This is a genomic window from Alkalibacterium sp. (assembly GCF_046484155.1).
Taxonomy (GTDB): domain Bacteria; phylum Bacillota; class Bacilli; order Lactobacillales; family Carnobacteriaceae_A; genus Alkalibacterium.
Window position 1 is genome coordinate 73,821 of the sequence record NZ_JAWOBT010000104.1, and the last position, 18,271, is coordinate 92,091.

At 38.0% G+C, this 18,271-nt stretch carries 19 protein-coding genes; 17 read left to right on the top strand and 2 right to left on the bottom strand.

All coding sequences use genetic code 11. The annotated features are described in order from the left end of the window. Nucleotides 1–68: 68 nt before the first annotated feature. The 15 genes from R6U02_RS07685 (at nt 69) to clpX (ending at nt 13,617) form a co-directional block, all read left to right on the top strand. A complete protein-coding gene (locus R6U02_RS07685) occupies nt 69–524 on the top strand; it encodes a MarR family winged helix-turn-helix transcriptional regulator (protein WP_410263025.1) in 456 nt (151 codons plus the stop codon). Beyond that, nucleotides 524–1,507 (top strand): beta-ketoacyl-ACP synthase III, encoded by a 984-nt coding sequence (locus R6U02_RS07690; RefSeq protein WP_410263026.1) that lies wholly within the window; start codon nt 524–526, stop codon nt 1,505–1,507. The genes R6U02_RS07685 and R6U02_RS07690 overlap by 1 nt, the downstream gene beginning before the upstream one ends. Before the next feature lie 27 nt (nt 1,508–1,534). Next, nucleotides 1,535–1,768, top strand: a complete 234-nt coding sequence (locus tag R6U02_RS07695; RefSeq protein WP_410263027.1) for an acyl carrier protein — start codon at nt 1,535–1,537, stop codon at nt 1,766–1,768. A gap of 18 nt (nt 1,769–1,786) precedes the next feature. Beyond that, complete coding sequence (gene fabK / locus R6U02_RS07700; protein WP_410263028.1) at nt 1,787–2,737, top strand: enoyl-[acyl-carrier-protein] reductase FabK; 951 nt, start codon at nt 1,787–1,789, stop codon at nt 2,735–2,737. A gap of 76 nt (nt 2,738–2,813) precedes the next feature. Further along, entirely contained in the window at nt 2,814–3,746 is a 933-nt protein-coding gene (gene fabD / locus R6U02_RS07705) for an ACP S-malonyltransferase (protein ID WP_410263029.1), read from the top strand. A gap of 11 nt (nt 3,747–3,757) precedes the next feature. Then, nucleotides 3,758–4,492, top strand: coding sequence for a 3-oxoacyl-[acyl-carrier-protein] reductase (gene fabG / locus R6U02_RS07710; protein ID WP_410263030.1), 735 nt, complete (start codon nt 3,758–3,760; stop codon nt 4,490–4,492). Nucleotides 4,493–4,508: 16 nt separating this feature from the next. Continuing rightward, nucleotides 4,509–5,753, top strand: a complete 1,245-nt coding sequence (gene fabF / locus R6U02_RS07715; RefSeq protein WP_410263031.1) for a beta-ketoacyl-ACP synthase II — start codon at nt 4,509–4,511, stop codon at nt 5,751–5,753. Next, a complete protein-coding gene (gene accB, locus R6U02_RS07720; RefSeq protein WP_410263032.1) occupies nt 5,750–6,253 on the top strand; it encodes an acetyl-CoA carboxylase biotin carboxyl carrier protein in 504 nt (167 codons plus the stop codon). The genes fabF and accB overlap by 4 nt, the downstream gene beginning before the upstream one ends. A 21-nt stretch (nt 6,254–6,274) precedes the next feature. Further along, complete coding sequence (fabZ, locus tag R6U02_RS07725; RefSeq protein ID WP_410263063.1) at nt 6,275–6,697, top strand: 3-hydroxyacyl-ACP dehydratase FabZ; 423 nt, start codon at nt 6,275–6,277, stop codon at nt 6,695–6,697. A gap of 39 nt (nt 6,698–6,736) precedes the next feature. After that, nucleotides 6,737–8,122, top strand: coding sequence for an acetyl-CoA carboxylase biotin carboxylase subunit (gene accC / locus R6U02_RS07730; protein ID WP_410263033.1), 1,386 nt, complete (start codon nt 6,737–6,739; stop codon nt 8,120–8,122). Continuing rightward, complete coding sequence (accD, locus tag R6U02_RS07735) at nt 8,109–8,981, top strand: acetyl-CoA carboxylase, carboxyltransferase subunit beta (RefSeq protein WP_410263034.1); 873 nt, start codon at nt 8,109–8,111, stop codon at nt 8,979–8,981. The genes accC and accD overlap by 14 nt, the downstream gene beginning before the upstream one ends. Then, nucleotides 8,981–9,763, top strand: coding sequence for an acetyl-CoA carboxylase carboxyl transferase subunit alpha (accA, locus tag R6U02_RS07740; protein ID WP_410263035.1), 783 nt, complete (start codon nt 8,981–8,983; stop codon nt 9,761–9,763). Before accD ends, accA begins: the two co-directional genes overlap by 1 nt. An 81-nt stretch (nt 9,764–9,844) precedes the next feature. Continuing rightward, entirely contained in the window at nt 9,845–10,804 is a 960-nt protein-coding gene (locus R6U02_RS07745; protein ID WP_410263036.1) for a hypothetical protein, read from the top strand. A 150-nt stretch (nt 10,805–10,954) separates the two neighbouring features. Next, complete coding sequence (gene tig / locus R6U02_RS07750) at nt 10,955–12,265, top strand: trigger factor (RefSeq protein WP_410263037.1); 1,311 nt, start codon at nt 10,955–10,957, stop codon at nt 12,263–12,265. A 98-nt stretch (nt 12,266–12,363) separates the two neighbouring features. After that, nucleotides 12,364–13,617, top strand: a complete 1,254-nt coding sequence (gene clpX, locus R6U02_RS07755; RefSeq protein WP_410263038.1) for an ATP-dependent Clp protease ATP-binding subunit ClpX — start codon at nt 12,364–12,366, stop codon at nt 13,615–13,617. A gap of 95 nt (nt 13,618–13,712) precedes the next feature. Here clpX and R6U02_RS07760 read toward each other — a convergent pair whose 3' ends face one another. Together R6U02_RS07760 and R6U02_RS07765 are read right to left on the bottom strand one after the other, a co-directional pair. Further along, a complete protein-coding gene (locus R6U02_RS07760; protein WP_410263039.1) occupies nt 13,713–15,053 on the bottom strand; it encodes a dihydrolipoyl dehydrogenase family protein in 1,341 nt (446 codons plus the stop codon). Between the two features lie 213 nt (nt 15,054–15,266). Continuing rightward, nucleotides 15,267–16,160 (bottom strand): fructose bisphosphate aldolase, encoded by an 894-nt coding sequence (locus R6U02_RS07765; protein WP_410263040.1) that lies wholly within the window; start codon nt 16,158–16,160, stop codon nt 15,267–15,269. Nucleotides 16,161–16,500: 340 nt separating this feature from the next. Here R6U02_RS07765 and yihA point away from each other — a divergent pair, with 340 nt between their 5' ends. After that, a complete protein-coding gene (yihA, locus tag R6U02_RS07770; RefSeq protein ID WP_410263041.1) occupies nt 16,501–17,109 on the top strand; it encodes a ribosome biogenesis GTP-binding protein YihA/YsxC in 609 nt (202 codons plus the stop codon). Next, nucleotides 17,106–18,233, top strand: coding sequence for a hypothetical protein (locus tag R6U02_RS07775; RefSeq protein WP_410263042.1), 1,128 nt, complete (start codon nt 17,106–17,108; stop codon nt 18,231–18,233). Before yihA ends, R6U02_RS07775 begins: the two co-directional genes overlap by 4 nt. Nucleotides 18,234–18,271: the final 38 nt, after the last annotated feature.

An 18,271-nucleotide genomic window follows, 5' to 3' on the forward strand; every position in this document is an offset into this window, starting at 1 on the left:
ATTATTTTGATTGTCAAATAGTTTGATGTTCAAACAATATTTGAAATGATGGATTAGGAGGAGTTGATGTGGATCAACGAATAAATGAAGTCAACAGTTATTTGGTTTCGATTTTCAATGATGTGTTGATGATTGAAGAGCGAACTTTACGAACAAGCCAATTTAAAGATGTTTCAATTAAAGAAATGCATACGATAGAAGCCATAGGTATGTACCAAGAACACACGACAAGTGAAGTAGCCAGGAAACTAGGAATTACCGTAGGAACCTTAACGGTTTCTGTTAACAACTTGGTGAGAAAAGGTTACGTCAATCGTGTGAGAAGTGAAATAGACCGTCGGGTAGTATCGTTAGCTCTGACAAAAAAAGGACGATTGCTGTACCGAGTGCATGATAAATTCCATCGTGATATGGTGAAAGAAACAATTATTGAGATGGATGATAAAGAATCAGAAGTACTCATGCATGGATTAAAAAATCTTCATGAATTCTTGAAGCGAACAAAGGAGCAGTTGCCAAACTAATGAAAACCTTTGGAGTGACTATACGTTCAACAGGCAGATACATTCCTGAAAATAGTGTGGACAACGAAACGCTTACTCAGTGGATGGACACATCTGACGAATGGATCAAAAAAAGAACCGGAATAAGAAAAAGACACCTGTCGACTGGTCAGGACACGAGCGACTTGTGTATAGAAGCAAGTAAAAAGACTCTTGTTAAAAGTGAGATTGACCCTAGTCAGATAGGCTTGATTATTGTCGCGACTATGACACCTGATAGTCAATCGCCTTCCGTTGCGAGTAAAGTTCAAACGGCACTGAAAGCTAATAATGCTGTCGCTTTTGATCTAAGTGCAGCATGTTCAGGCTTCATCTATAGTTTGTCAGTGGCAGAAAAAATGCTTCGACATATGAATTTTCCGTATGCTTTAGTTATAGGCGGAGAGGTTATGTCAAAGGCTATAGACTGGAATGATCGAAAAACATCGGTATTATTTGGTGATGGAGCTGGAGCAGTGCTGTTACAAAGAGAAGCAGATGCAGAAGCGTTTATTGCCGAGGATCTACATACAGATGGCGGAAAAGGCGATGCATTAGTTTCTGGGGAACAAGAAGTTAAGAACCCACTCTGTGTTTCGCAAGGAAAAAGTGGCTATTTAACAATGGATGGACGGGCTATTTTCAATTTTGTCACCAAGACGATACCCCAGAGTATTAGTCTGGTGCTGGAAAACAGCCATACAGAACTTGAAGACGTCGATTATGTGCTTTTGCACCAGGCAAATGCAAGAATAATAGAAATCATTTCCAAGAAACTGGACAGTCCGCTGTCTAAATTTCCGATGAATATTCAGAATTATGGCAACACATCTGCTGCCAGTTTACCGATATTATTAGACGAATTGGTTGAGAATAATACGATCCAACTGGGCAGTGGACAAAAAATAGTGTTAAGCGCGTTTGGCGGGGGATTAACCTGGGGAACGTTACTAATAAAAATTTAAAAAATTACTTACATGGAGGAAATTAAAATGACAATATTTAAACAAGTACAAGAAATTATCGTGGATCAATTAGACAAAGAAGAAAGTGAAGTTCAATTAAAAACTAACTTCAGAGACGAATTAGAAGCAGATAGTTTAGATTTATTCCAAATCATCAACGATATCGAAGATGAATTTGATATTAAAATTGAATCTGAAGAAGGATTAAATACTGTCAAAGATCTCGTCGATTATGTTGAGAAACAAATAGAGGCAAAATAAGCAGGAAGGAGCTCCTAGATGAATCAAACTTTAATAGAACGAATAGGTATTGATTATCCTATTATACAAGGAGCTATGTCTTGGGTAGCAACACCGAGTCTTGCCGCTGCCGTTTCAAATGCTGGCGGCTTAGGCATGTTGGGTGCAGGTCATGCGCCTGCTGAATTCGTAAGAAAAACGATTCATGAAACTAAAAAACTAACGGATAAACCATTTGGAGTGAATGTCTTACTTTTATCTCCTTACGTAGACGAAGTGGTCGATGTTGTTTGCGAGGAAAACATTAAAGTTGTCACCACCGGAGCAGGTAGCCCGGGGAAATACATGAAAAAATTTAAAGAAGCGGGGATCACGGTTATTCCAGTCGTTGCATCTGTTGCATTAGCTAGACGCATGGAACATGAAGGGGCAGATGCCATCATTTGTGAAGGAATGGAAGCTGGTGGTCACATCGGTAAATTAACAACGATGACATTAGTCCCACAAGTGGTCGATGCAGTAAGTATTCCAGTTATCGCAGCTGGTGGTATCGCTGACGGGCGTGGGATGGCTGCAGCGATTATGCTGGGAGCCGCAGCCGTGCAATTAGGCACACGGTTTGTAGTGGCGCATGAAAGTATCGCTCACGACACCTTTAAACAACGTATCATTAAAGCACGTGATATCGATACCGTCGTTACAGGGCAAATAACCGGACATCCTGTAAGGGTTTTAAGAAACAAGCTAACTAAAGAATACCTTAAAGTAGAAAAAGAGATGGCGAGTGACGAAAATCCCGATTTTACACGCTTAGAAGAAATCGCTAAGGGTGCTTTGAGAAAAGCAGTAGTCGAGGGAGACAAGGATGGCGGTTCCTTCATGTCTGGGCAAATTGCCGGACTAGTAAAAAAAGAACAAAGCAGCCACGATATTATTCAGGAACTGATGGAAGAATATGAAGATTTGGTTAAAAATCCGAAACTTTTTTAAGCTAATACTTTGATATTCAAACTAATTTAAACTGATGTATTATTTTTTAAATGCAGTATAGGATAGGAGAGATAGCTTGAAAACAGCTTTTTTATTCAGTGGTCAAGGGGCACAATATAATGGCATGGGTCAGGACTTCTATGATGAATTCAAAGAAGTAAAACAGATTTTCGATAAAGCAAGTAAACTACTTGAAGTGGACTTAGCTGAAATTTGTTTTGACGATGATTCGAGACTTAACGAGACAGCCTATACGCAACCCGCGATACTGACTGTCAGTCATGCCATAGAAGAAGTTATGAAAAAAACGATCGGCTTGACACCGGATGCTGTCGCCGGCTTGAGTCTGGGGGAATATACAGCTCTAATATCCTCAGGCTCTTTAAGTCTCGAAGATGCTGTACCGCTCGTTCATCAGCGCGGTTCTTTAATGGAAAAAGCTGTGCCAGATGGTGAAGGTGCCATGGCAGCGATCCTGGGACTTGATGCAAAAGCGTTAATATCGATATGCGAAGAAGTATCAATAGAGAGTTATGTTGCTATTGCAAATTACAACACGCCTGGTCAGTTAGTGGTTTCAGGTGAAACTGAAGGTGTTGAAAAGGCGATGACCCAAGCTTTAAACAAGGGAGCTAAGAAAGCCATTAAACTGAATGTCAGTGGTCCTTTTCATACCAAATTACTCGAACCGGCAGGGCAGGCATTCACTAAATCACTTGCTGAAGTTAAGTTTCAGTCCTTTAACTACCCTGTTTATTCTAATGTTACTGCCAATAGTTATCCGGATACTGAAGCAATAAAATCACTGTTAACGAGTCAAATTTCTTCACCAGTCAAATTTGAACAAATGATTAGACAGATGATTTCTGATGGGATAACAACATTTGTTGAAGTGGGACCGGGAAAAACCTTGCGTTCTTTCGTCAAAAATATAGATAGAAATGTCACTGTTAAAAACATTGAAAAAGTTAATCAATTAGAAACTATAGCGAAAGTTATACATTCTTAAAGGAGTCGAGTATGGACAGTAAAAAAGTTGTTATTGTCACCGGAAGTTCAAGAGGTATAGGTAAAGCTATTGCTTCCTCTTTTTTAAAGCAGGGACATACAGTTGTAGTCAATGGTCGAAGTGAAATGTCATCTGATTTAATGGATTATTTCAACAGTTTAGGTGGAGAAGTGTATCCTATCATTGGCGATATAAGCGATGAATCATTTGCAAAACAGTTAATAAAAGAAACAAAAAAAATGTTTAAAAAAATAGATGTTCTTATCAATAACGCCGGACTAACGAAAGACAATCTACTTATACGAATGTCTGAAGACGATTTCGATTCGACATTAACGGTTAACTTGAAAGGGACTTTCTTTACAACTAAAGAAGTAGCCAAAGTGATGCTCAAGCAGCGTTCCGGTCACATCATAAACATTGCGAGTGTTGTCGGTACAGTAGGAAATGTCGGACAAGCCAATTATGCGGCAAGTAAAGCTGGAGTCATAGGTTTCACAAAATCAATCGCAAAAGAACTCGCACCGCGTGGGGTTGTGGCGAATGCTATTGCACCTGGATTTATCGAATCAGATATGACCAATAATCTGACTGAAGAGGTCAAAGAACAAGCGTTACAATCTATACCACTCAAACGATTAGGAAAAGCAGAAGAAGTCGCGGAATTAGTGAATTTTTTGAGTGACCAAAAATATATAACCGGTCAAGTTTTACATGTTGATGGTGGAATGGTCATGAACGGTTAATTCTAGGAGGATATGAATGGAAAAAGTTGTCGTTACTGGGTTAGGGGCTATCACGCCTCTAGGGAATTCAGTTGAAGAGTTTTGGACAGGATTAAAAGCGGGTAGAAATGGTATTGCTCCATTAACAAAATTTGATGGTGAAGCGATCAATATAAGTGTTGCCGGTGAAGTGAAAGATTTTCAAGCTAGAGATTTAATGGACAGAAAATCAGCCAAAAGGATGGATCCTTTTTCACAGTACGGTGTTGCCGCAGCGTTAGAGGCAATGAAAGACAGCGGATTGGATGAATTTGACTTTGACGCTGACCGATTAGGCGTAATTGTCGGTTCCGGTATCGGCGGATTACAGACGATGCAGACACAAATCATCAAAATGCATGAAAAAGGATTAGACAGAGTGGAACCATTATTCGTGCCAAAAGCAATTGGAAATATGGTGGCTGGAAACATCTCGATTGCAACAGGAGCTAAAGGACCTAACTTAACTATTGTTACGGCGTGTGCCTCAGGCAATAATTCAATTGGCGAAGCGTTTAGACAGATCAAACATGGTTATGCGGATTATATACTAGCGGGGGGAGCAGAAGCTAGTTTGAATGAAATCGGCATGTCTGGTTTTGCTGCGCTTAATGCCTTGTCAACGAGTACTGATCCGGATGCAGCTTCTCTTCCTTTCGATAAAAATCGTCACGGTTTCGTGATGGGAGAAGGCGCAGGTATTTTGATTCTTGAAAGTTTGACCTCTGCCTTGGAACGTGGGGCGCATATCTATGCTGAAATAGTAGGTTACGGGGCGACCGGTGACAGCTTCCATATGACGGCTCCGACACCAGATGGTGAAGGTGCTGCGAAAGCGATGCAGTTAGCAATGAAAGAAGCGGGTATCGAACCAAAAGATGTAGGCTATATTAATGCCCACGGCACGTCTACACCAGCTAATGATTCTGCCGAAACGAGCGCTATCAAGTTGGCTTTTGGAGAAGAAAATTCTAAAAGTGTGGCAGTATCAAGTACAAAGAGTATGACCGGGCATTTACTCGGCGGTGCAGGAGCCATCGAAGCTATCGCAACCGTGAAATCTCTTGAAGAGAATATTATGCCACCGACAATTAATACAAAAGAATTAGACGAAAAATGTGATTTGGATTATATATTGAATGAAGCTCGCGAGCAAGAAAATATGTATGCTTTAAATAATTCGCTTGGTTTCGGAGGACATAATGCTGTGACGTGTTTCAAAAAATGGAGTGAGACTGAATGAATAACAACGAAATAAAAGAACTGATTCATTTGATTGACCAGTCAAGTTTGAAGTATTTCGAACTGGAAAATTCTTCAGTTTCTTTGAAATTAAGTAAACGCGAATCTGATCAGGTAACAGGCATGCAGGATAATTCAACACAAGAACAGAATGATTCACTGCATGAAACGTCAAATAATGATGAAGTTATAAAGCAAAGCAAAAAGAATAACGAAAATACGGTGAATGATGTCGAAGAGGACCATTCAACTGATGAGTCGATCCACAATATAAAATCACCGATCGTAGGAACCAGTTACCGTTCTTCCTCTCCCGATTCGCCAGACTTTGTCAAAGTGGGAGACTTGGTGGATGCCGGACAAACGATCCTCATTATTGAAGCGATGAAAGTCATGAATGAAATCAAAAGTGATGTCTCGGGTGTTATTGAAGAAATACTTATTGAAGACGGACAGGCGATCGAATTTGATCAAGCCTTAGTTAAAATAAAAACGAATTAAAAGGAGATTACTATGACGACAATGAATATTGCAGAAATTCAGGAATTAATACCGAACCGGTATCCCATTTATTTTATTGATAAAGTAACAGAAATGATACCTGGTGAACACGTGACGGCCATTAAAAATGTAACGATCAACGAAGAATTTTTTCAAGGCCATTTCCCTGGAGAACCTGTAATGCCGGGAGTTTTGATTGTAGAAAGCCTGGCACAAGCCGGTTCTATTCCATTGTTAAAACTCGATAGATTTAAATCACAAACAGCCTACTTGGGCGGTATAAACAAGGTTAAGTTTAGAAAGAAAGTAGTTCCGGGAGACGTCCTTGTATTAAAAGTAGATATCGTTAAGCTTAAAGATTATGCGGGCATTGGAAAAGGCGTTGCTTACGTCGATGGGAAAAAAGTGTGTGAAGCAGAATTAACATTTATCATCGGAAAATAAGCTTTTCAATGTTTAAAAATGTATAAGGAAGGTATGTGCATGTTTCAAAAAATACTTATAGCCAATCGAGGAGAAATTGCGGTACGGATCATCAGGGCATGTCAGGAATTAAATATCAAAACAGTGGCTGTATACTCAACGGCAGATAAGGATGCTCTTCATATGCAGTTGGCAGATGAAGCGGTGTGCATAGGGCCTTCTAAAGCGAACGAATCATACTTGAATATACAGAACATTCTAAGTGCAGCGGTATTGACAGGAGCAGAGGCTATTCATCCAGGATTTGGTTTTCTATCAGAAAACAGTACCTTTGCAGCAATGTGTGAAGAAGTGAACGTTTCGTTTATTGGTCCCAATAAAGATATCATTGATCAAATGGGTAATAAATCAAATGCACGTGCCATGATGCAGAAGGCCAATGTGCCTGTCGTCCCAGGCAGTGACCATTCAATCACCACTTTTTCTGAAGTAGAGGAAATGGTTATTGCAATCGGGCTACCCGTTATCATCAAAGCTGTAGCAGGTGGTGGTGGAAAGGGTATGCGGATGGTGTTCAAAGAAGACGATCTGGAAGCGAAGTTCCTGCAAGCTCAATCAGAATCTAAAGCAGCGTTTGATGATGATAGAATGTATGTAGAAAGAATTATAACACCAGCCAAACACATTGAAGTGCAAATTCTAGCCGATCATTATGGGAATGTGATCCATTTGGGAGAACGTGATTGTTCGCTTCAGAGAAATCACCAGAAGATCCTTGAGGAAGCGCCGAGTCCGACGTTGTCTGAAAAAACAAGAAAACTTATTTGCGAAAGTGCGGTAGAAGCTGCAAAAACAGTGGGATATGAAAATGCTGGAACCATTGAGTTTTTAGTGGATGCAGACGAAAAATTTTATTTCATGGAAATGAATACCCGTATCCAAGTAGAGCATCCGATAACGGAAATGATTACATCAATAGACATCGTTAAAGAACAAATAAAGATTGCGTTTGGCGAGCGCCTTTCGATCACTCAAGCGGATGTGGTTCTGACTGGGCATGCTATTGAGTGTCGTATCAATGCAGAAAATCCTTTGTTTAATTTTGCGCCCTCTCCCGGTAATGTAGACTTTTTGAACGTGCCTTCAGGAGGGCTGGGGTTGCGCGTGGATACAGCTATGTTTGCCGGAGCGACCATTCCACCTTTTTACGATGCGATGGTCGCTAAGGTGATCACCCATGGAAAAAGCAGAGAAGAAGCAATCAGTAAAATGGATCGCGCTTTGAATGAAATGGTGATTGAAGGGATTCAGACCAATTTGGATTTCCATATCGACCTGCTTAAAGATACTAACTTCCGAACCGGAGAGTATACAATCGATACACTGTCACAGGTGATCATACCTAAGTGGCTGAAAGATAAGGAGGCTAATAATGAGGTTGTTTAAGAAAAGACCTTATATTACTCTGCAAAAAACTGAGGGAGAAAACGGCCCGCAAGTACCGGATGGCATGTTTGAAAAGTGCCCCAGTTGTCAGAAACCCATTTATGTTAAATCTTTAGGAAAAGCACGCCGCTGTCCTAATTGTGATTATACTTTTCGAATCAGTGCACAAGAGCGCTTATCGATTACTGTAGATCCTAAAACATTTAAAGAATGGGATAAAGACGTAACAACACATAACCCGCTTGATTTTCCGGATTACGAATACAAAATTTCTCAAACTCAGATAAAAACGGGTTTAAGAGAAGCTGTGCTGACTGGTGAGGCTTATGTTCAAGGCAACCAAGCAGCTATCGGGATCATGGATTCTAACTTTATAATGGGAAGTATGGGCCAAGCAGTAGGTGAAAAAATCACACGTTTATTTGAAAAAGCACTGGATAAAAACTTGCCGGTTGTTCTCTTTACAGCCTCAGGCGGCGCCCGTATGCATGAAGGGATTTTCTCTTTAATGCAGATGGCAAAAACCAGTGCGGCGATAAAACGTTTTTCTGATCAAGGGTTGTTTTATCTTACCGTCCTTACTGATCCAACTACAGGCGGAGTGACGGCCAGTTTTGCTATGCAGGGTGATATCATTTTAGCCGAACCAGGTGCACTCGTAGGTTTTGCGGGCAAAAGAGTGATAGAACAAACGATCAAAGCATCATTACCGGATGACTTTCAGCTCGCTGAAACGGTACTTAAGAACGGATTTATCGATCAAATTGTAGATAGAGAAAAACTGCGTTCCGTCATTGCAGAACTCATAGACATGCATTCTTATCAAGCGGATAGAGTAGAAGAAGAAGGTGGATCTTAATGAGTAATGCGATGGACATCGTTAATCAAGCACGTAAATTAGACCGATTAAGCATGAAAGATATCACCACTCAATTAGTCGAGGGGTTTATCGAATTACACGGAGACAGACTCTATAAAGATGATGAAGCCATTATTGGTGGCATTGGTAAAATCAACGGGAGACCCGTTACGGTTATCGGAAATCAAAAAGGATCGTCCATCGAAGAAAATATGAGACGGAATTTTGGTTCTCCACATCCTGAAGGTTACCGGAAATCATTGCGCCTGATGAAACAAGCTGAAAAATTTAATCGTCCGATCATCAACTTTATCAACACATCTGGGGCATATTGTGGTTTAGAAGCTGAAGAACGTGGACAAGGAGAAGCGATAGCTAAGAATCTTTTTGAAATGAGTCGTTTGAACGTGCCTATTTTATCTATTATTTTAGGTGAAGGTGGGAGCGGCGGAGCATTGGCACTCGCATTGGCTGATGAAGTTTGGATGATGGAATATTCGATTTATTCCATCCTCTCACCCGAGGGATTTGCATCTATTCTCTGGAAAGATTCCAAGAGATCTGCAGAAGCTGCTGATTTAATGAAATTAACATCTTATGATTTAAATGCACTGGGGATCGTTGAAAAGGTTATTGATGAAAAAAATGCAGACCAGTGGATCAATAAAGAAGATTTAATCAAACAGATGAAAATAGATATCATTGATAAACTGGATAGCTTAAATGCACTGCCCAGAGAGACTCTGTTAGAAAAAAGATACGATAGATTCAGGAACTTTTAAGCAATGGGGAATTATCCTATTGCTTTTTTTGCATATATTTCCTTAAATTTGGTATGATGACTACTGAAGAGGTGAAGGGATATGGGAGATCAAATTGAATTTCCAAAGAATTTCAATATGTACATGACTCAAGTGATGAGTTGTCTGAGAGAAGGAAATATAGAAAAAGCCATTATACACATGAAAAAAGCGTATGCTATCAAAGAAGAGGAGAGTCTCAATATCCTTCTCGTTTCATCGTTGTTGCAGATGGGTCATTATCAAGAAGCACTTGAGCGGGCAAATGAACAAATCCACTTTTACGAGTCTGATGAAAAAAGGTTGCTTATATATGTCGAAGTTTTGATAGAAAACAGGCAAATTCTTCAAGCTGAAAAACATATTAAAGATTCACTCTCTAATCCATCAGTAAAATACAAAGACACCTGGAACAGGCTGAAAGAAAAACTTGATCAATTAAAAAGAGAGCAAGAAGAGAACAAAAGAAAAGCTGAAGAAAAAACAGTTAAAGAACTTTATTCACTTGCATCTCTAAATACTCTGGAGCAATTTTCCAAAATCGAGGATATTTATACATTACCTAATGATAAATTGGAAAAAGTTGCTCTGCAAGTTTTTACCAATCCATATGTCCATCCATTAGTTAGGGCGACCTTATTCTCGCTGTTGGCTGAAAGAGGGATAGACAAACAGTATAGCTATCTCTGGTTTGATGAAAAAAAAGAAATAAATCCTGGAGATACTACTGCTATTGAAGATAATCCGACGGTGAAGGAACTGACGAACGTTATGAATGAAAAATTAATGCAAAATCCTTCTTTACATCAATTAGTAAAGAATGAAATCGATGCACTATTTTTGATGCTTTATCCGTTTGAAGAAAAGGTCATGGAAAAAGATGCCATTGAGGATTGGGTGGAAAGTGTTATTCGAGCTATCGAGCCAGATTTTTCAACTCAGGACAAAACAGATAATAAAAAGAGTAAACATATCGATAGGTGGATAAAAAAAATACACAGCGAATTGCTTAGATTTGAGTAACGAATGTTTACAAATCAAGTTAAATATTGTATGATATATGAGTATGTTCAAATAATAAGTGTAATAAATTGATTGTTACTAGAGGAAAAGTGAAACTAGTGCGATCATTTTATAACGTTAAAATACAATTAATGTCGGAGGTTAATAGTAATGGAAACAAAATTCGAAAAAACTGGGCCAACTACTGGTCGCTTAGAATTTACAATTGATCAAGAAACAGTGGGAAAAGGGTTAGATAAAACATTTAAAAAGGTTCAAAAAACATTAAATGTTCCTGGGTTCCGTAAAGGACGCGTACCTCGTCGTATTTTCAATCAAATGTACGGTGAAGCAGCTTTGTATGAAGATACATTAAACGATTTATTACCAGCTGCTTACTCACAAGCTATTGAAGAAATTGACGTAGAACCTGTTGCTCAACCAGACGTTGATATCAAATCAGTCGGCAAAGACCAGGACTGGGAATTAGTTGCTGAATTAACATTGAAACCTGATGTTGACTTAGGTCAATATAAAGAAATAGATGTTGTAACACAAGACCGAGAAGTAACTGAAGAAGAAGTTGAAGAAAGTTTAGAAACACGTCGTCAAAGCTTAGCAGAATTAGCAATTAAAGAAGAGGCTGCTGAAGAAGGCGATACAGTCGTCATCGACTATGAAGGATTTAAAGACGGCGAATCATTTGAAGGTGGCAAAGGCGAAAATTATTCACTGGAGCTAGGATCAAATTCGTTCATCCCTGGATTTGAAGAACAATTGATCGGTGTTAAAGTTGGCGATGAAAAAGAAGTTGAACTGACTTTCCCAGAAGAATATCATTCTGAGGACTTGGCTGGACAAGAAGTAACATTTAAAGTTAAAGTTCATGAAGTTAAATCTAAAGAATTACCAGAATTAGATGATGATTTTGCTAAAGATTTAGATGAAGACGTTGAAACATTTGCTGAATTGAAAGAAAAAGCACGTAAAGAATTAGAAGAGAAAAAAGAAACTGCAGCAAACGACGCTCGTGATGACGAAGCAATCAGAAAAGCTGTAGAAAATGCAAAAATTGAAGAAATCCCAAGTGAAATGGCACATGAAGAAGTGCATCGTCAAATGGAGATGTTCTTAAACAACTTGAAACAACAAGGTATTTCACCAGAAATGTACTATCAAATGACAGGTTCAACTGAAGCTGACTTGCATAAACAATTTGAAGGCGAAGCAGAATTCAATGTTCGCACTAACTTGGTATTAGAAGCAATTGTTGAAAAAGAGAACCTTGAAGCTACTGAAGAAGATATGGAAAAAGAAACTGCTGAATTAGCTGAACAATATAATATGGATATTGAACAAGTACGTAATGTTCTTTCGCCACAGTTATTAAATAGAGATATTTCATTGAAAAAAGCGATTGATTTAATCACATCAACAGCAAATGAAATATTGGAATCAAAAAAAGATTCTGACTCGGAATAATTAAAAAATAAAAAGGGGGATGCTAATGGAGCATTCCCGTTTTTCTTAATAAAAAAGTATCGAACGACGAACAACCTAGAAACGAGGTGGCCAACTTAATGTTTAATGAAGAAGAACAAACAGGAAACATTTCATGTTCTTTTTGCGGAAAATCTCAAGATCAAGTGAAAAAAATTGTAGCTGGTCCTGGAGTTTATATCTGTAATGAATGTGTAGATTTGTGTCAAGAAATAATGGAAGAAGAATTCAGTAAGCAATCGTTTGAAGGGGAAATGACCGTACCTAAACCCTTTGAAATTAGAGAAATTTTAAATGAGTACATTATTGGTCAAGAGTCGGCGAAAAAAACATTATCCGTAGCGGTATATAACCATTACAAGCGGATCAATAGCTTGGAAAATAGCGATGAAGATGATATCGAACTGCAAAAAAGCAATATTTGTCTGATCGGTCCAACCGGTTCAGGTAAAACATATTTAGCTCAAACTCTCGCACGCATCTTGAATGTTCCTTTTGCAATAGCAGATGCTACGAACTTGACAGAAGCCGGATATGTTGGCGAAGATGTAGAAAACATTCTTCTTAAACTATTGCAATCAGCTGATTACGACGTTGAGTTAGCTCAACGCGGAATCATCTATGTTGATGAAATAGATAAAATAGCACGTAAATCAGAAAACGTCTCTATTACCCGTGACGTTAGTGGTGAAGGTGTGCAGCAGGCACTGCTTAAAATCCTAGAAGGAACAACAGCGAGTGTTCCCCCTCAGGGCGGAAGAAAGCATCCACATCAAGAGTTGATTCAAATTGATACGACGAATATTCTGTTTATCGTAGGGGGAGCCTTTGACGGCATCGAAACGATTGTTAAAAATCGTTTAGGCGACAAAGTCATTGGGTTCGGTGCATCAACCCAACGTAAAGAAACAGAGGATAAAGGAAGCATTATTCAACAAATCATTCCTGAAGACCTCTTGAAATATGGATTGATCCCGGAATTTATCGGCCGTTTACCAATCACTGCTGTACTGGACAGATTAGACGAAGATGACTTAGTTGAAATATTAACGAAACCTAAAAATTCTTTAGTCAAACAGTACCAGAAACTTCTGAAAATTGACGACGTTGAGTTGGAATTTGACGAAGAAGCTTTACGTAGTATAGGTGAAAAAGCAATCGAGCGAGACACAGGTGCTCGAGGATTACGTTCGATCATTGAAAGCATTATGATGGATATCATGTTCGAGATACCTAGTCGAACAGAGATCAAGAAAGTGCGCATTACTAAAGAAACAGTAGAAACAAAAAAACACCCAGTATTCTACGATAAAGATGGGGAAATGGTCAGTTAATTAAGTTTACAGAAAAAAATTAATTGATTTTCTTTATAAAAGCCTTCTAGAACCGATTTCATTCGGGTCTAGAAGGCTTTTATTGATTCATTTAATCAAGAATAAAAATAAGGGAGATCACCAGCGATAGTTGGATAAGCGAACACCATATTTGCAAGTTCAGTTGTGGTAATTTTTCTATCAATAATGAGACTGAAAGCATTTATTAATTCATCTGCCTCATTATTTAAACAAGTTGCACCAACCAGAAGACCAGAATCTTTTTCTGTGATCATTTTTGCCTTTGAGACAGGTTCGTTAGTTCTACGGTAACTAAACCAGGTAGTCGCATCTATGTCTGAAATTTCATATTTAGTCTTGTTATTTTTGGCTTCTTCAACTGTTATACCTACCTGAGCCAATTTCGGACTGGAAAATACGATGCTTGGTATGCTCGGATAAGATAATGGTTCTTTAGTCTGCTCAGTAAGGAGTGAAACAAGGTAGCTAGCCTCCAGACTTGAAATGGGAGTCAGTTTTGGCTGTTTTTTAGAAAGGACATCTCCGATGGCGAAGATAGCTGGGTTGCTGGTCTTTAGATGGTCGTCTACTTTGATTCCCTTTTTATCATAATCGACTTTAGCGTTTTCCAATTTCAATATTTCTGTGTTGGGTATACGACCAGTCGTACCGAATACTAAATTTGTAGATAAATGGAATCCATTATCATCAGTTAACTCATAACCATGGGCTACTTTCTCGATTTTTGAAATATTTGTATTTAAGTGAAAAGTTACGCCCTTAGCTTCAAGTTGTCTTATCACTTCTTTTACGAATTCCTGGTCATAATCTTTCAGGGGGTGACTGTTGTGTTGTATAACATGTACGTCTGCTCCAGCAGCGTTAGCAATAGCTGCGAATTCAAATGCGATATAACCTGCACCTATAAAAGTGACGGTATCCGGCATTTCTGGAAGAGATAGAAAATCATCACTTATAAGTAAATGTTCTTTCCCTTTGATATTCAATAAAAATGGACGAGCACCTGTTGCGAGGACAAATTGATGAGCTTCCAATATATCTTCATTTACTTGTAGTGTTTTCTCATCTATAAATTCTGCCTGGCCAGTGTAGATATCAGCCCCAGAAGATTTCAAGCTCTCTTTAGTTCGTTCAGGTACCGGATCAGTGAATGATTTTTTGAAAGTCATTAGATCCGGCCAGTTAATCGCAGGAACTTCATCCATTCCTTTTCCTTTCAACTGCATTACTTTATTTCGAGCCTCTACGGCAGAAACTAGAACTTTTTTGGGGTCACAACCTCTATTTGCGCAAGTCCCACCCCATAGATCTGCTTCCACTATCGCCACTCTTTTTCCAGCGGAAGCTAGTCCGGAAGCAGTTACCTGTCCAGCTACGCCACTACCGATAACCACTGCATCATATGTTCTTTTCATTCCTGATCATCTCCAAATTTCGATTTTTTTATAATTTAAAAGAGAAGTAGTCACACAATAACTTTCTATAAGAATTAATCTTATGATGAAACAGCAGGAAGATATCTCAATACTATACTCGAATTTAGGGTATAACTGGATTGAACAGAATGAACGTTTCCCAAAATAATTAGATCAAGCTTTCATCTAATTGGCTGCTCCGTATTAAATGATTTAATTTTTATTAACTGATGCGTCATAAATAGATTCGATTGCTTTTTTCAATGCACGATTAAATTCTTCTTCCGACTGGTCAACCCGTAAATCTTGAGTTAAAGCTCTTGAGAAACTGGCAATCACACCTTTATTATTTTTTAGTTTTTCGTTGGCTTTCTTACGGGAATACCCACCTGACAGTGCAACAACGCGAACCACTCGAGGGTGTTCTGTTGCTTCTTTATAGAGATTTGCAACATCGGGAAGGGTTAGTTTCAATATGATATTATAATCATCAGATAAGTTGTTTAGATGATTCATGATTTCTTCTTTCAATATGCTTTCTGCTTCTTCTTTTTCTTTGCTATGGATATCAACTTCTGGTTCAACAATAGGAACTAAGCCGGCATCCATTATTTTTTTAGCGATCGCAAATTGTTGATCAGCGATTGCTCTGATTCCCTCTGGATTAGCTTCATGAATGACTGAACGCATCTTAGTACCAAAAATATTGCGCTGATTTGCACGTTCCAGCATGTTTTCCAGATCAGGGATAGGATTCATCATCTGGACACCCTTAGCGATATCGGCTAAACCTTTATCCACTTTCAGGAAAGGCGCAATTCCTTTTTCTTCTAATAAATAGTCCGCGGTATATTTGCCTTTAATTTTACTATCCATCGTTTGCTCGAATAAAATGGCTCCCAGTATATAGTCAGAATCGAAGGCTGGGGCTGTTATGATGCGTGTACGCATTTCATGAACAAGATCAAACATTTCATCTTCAGTTTTAAACGCATCATTCGTCACTCCATATGCAGCTAGTGCTTTAGGCGTGCTCCCACCACTTTGATCCAGGGCAGCTATGAAACCTTTACCAGCTGACATTCTTTCAAATTGATTCGTTTTCATTTTTTCCACTCCTCTGTATTATTTAACGTCAAATATTGGAAAGAAAATCTACTAAAACTAGTTTATCACTAGTAAGTAAAATTATGTAGTAAAGCACATTCTCTGGGGGAGAACAGAAAAGAGCCTGTCGGTAGACGATAAGCCGGACGAATAAATAAGGTTTCAAACTATGCAGTTTTTCATAAGAAAAGAATAATACTGGAAGATGTATCTACTGAAACGGACACTTATTTGTAACACAGTACATAATTGTAACTTTTTTTTAATATTAACCTGTATGTTTTTGATAAATATGGTATACTAATTTGTGTTTTATTAAATAGATTGAGGAGAGGTATGAATGAATAGCGATAATATAAATTATGCTGAAATTACAATTAGTGCAGTTTCTCCTTCTCAATATCCAGAAGATGGCTTACCAGAAATCGTAATAGCAGGACGTTCTAATGTGGGGAAATCGTCATTTATAAATACAATGGTTAATCGAAAAAATTTGGCGCGAACTTCCGGCAAACCCGGAAAAACACGGACATTGAATTTCTTTAATATTGAAGAGGAACTTTTTTTCGTTGATGTTCCGGGTTATGGTTATGCCAAAGCTTCTAATGCTGAACAGGAAAAATGGGGACATATGATGGGCGATTACTTCTCAACAAGAGAAGAGCTTGTTTTGGGCATATTACTTGTCGATTTTAGGCATGAACCTTCAGAACATGATACGTTAATGTATGATTTTTTTAAACATTACAATATACCAGTGTTTATTGTGGCTACAAAGTCAGATAAAATCAAAAAATCAAAACATAATAAACATGAAAGCATCATTAGGAAAACCCTCGATATAGATCCTTCTGATAAATTTTTCACTTTTTCTTCTTTCACGAAGGAAGGACGTCAAGCAGTTTGGGATGCTATATTAGCTCATTTACCAAAGGATGATAGTGCATGAAACTGATTATGTACGGTGTGAATCGAGATACTGTGTCTTTTGATGACATTCATAGGTATGGTCTAGATGAATCGATGCGTCTCTGCCATTTAAATGATATAAGTACATTTGATGGAGTAGTTGAGCTGGCATTGGTTACGACGAATAATAGAAATGAATATTATCTCTATATAGATGAACAAAATTTTAAACACGGTGATTTACTAAGATATTTATCTCGACATACCGGGAAACCACTAGAAGAAATCATTTTAGAAACGTATAGTAAATTTAACGATGATGTTACTAAGCATTTATTTCATTTGACGAGTGTTTCAAATGAAACGACAGAGTCCATCAGTGTTTTGGAACAAGCACTGTACGAAAGCGTGACATATGGAACCATTGGAAATGTCTTATATGAATTATTTAATGCGGCTATACACTTTTCATTGTCACTTTATGACAAAGAGCCTTTGTATCCTTTGATAAACGGAGAAGTGTCAAAAGCTATTCAAAATCTAAAAAGTCACTATCCTGTAAAAAAAGATATTAATTATCTTATCATTGGAAATAATGAATTGATCACTCAATTAGTAAAATATATCATAAGAGAATCTGAAGCTTACTTGACCTTTCTTGAGAGAAATGAAAAATCCAGAGAGATAATTACCAATGTTAATAAATGGTTGACTCTAACGAATAATTCTACTTGGAGAAACCATATCCAATCTGCCGATTTAGGTCAGCTTGTTTATCGATTGTCGAAGGCAGATGTCGTGATTATTGGTCCAAGTATTAAAAATGCCTGGTTATCAGATGAATTATTAGAAGATATGTATGAAATGAGACCCACTGCTAAAAAACAGCTGATATTAGATTTAAGTGGAGCTCAGGATGAAACGGTTTTTTCTGATTATCAAACACTAAGTTATACTCAAATCAATAATACCGTTGAGAATGATTATTCAATTGGAAAAATCGAAGTGGCTGAATCTTTTTACGACGAATATTTAACAAATCAGACGAATGCTTTCATGGTAAAATTTAATCGACTCATTGAAAAAAAAATTACTTATGCGCCTGCAAATGATGAGGCTAGTCATAATGTGTGTTATGTTAAAAAAATAAGTTATAAGGTTTGAGAAGCATCATAAACCTTATGACTTATTTTTATAAAAAA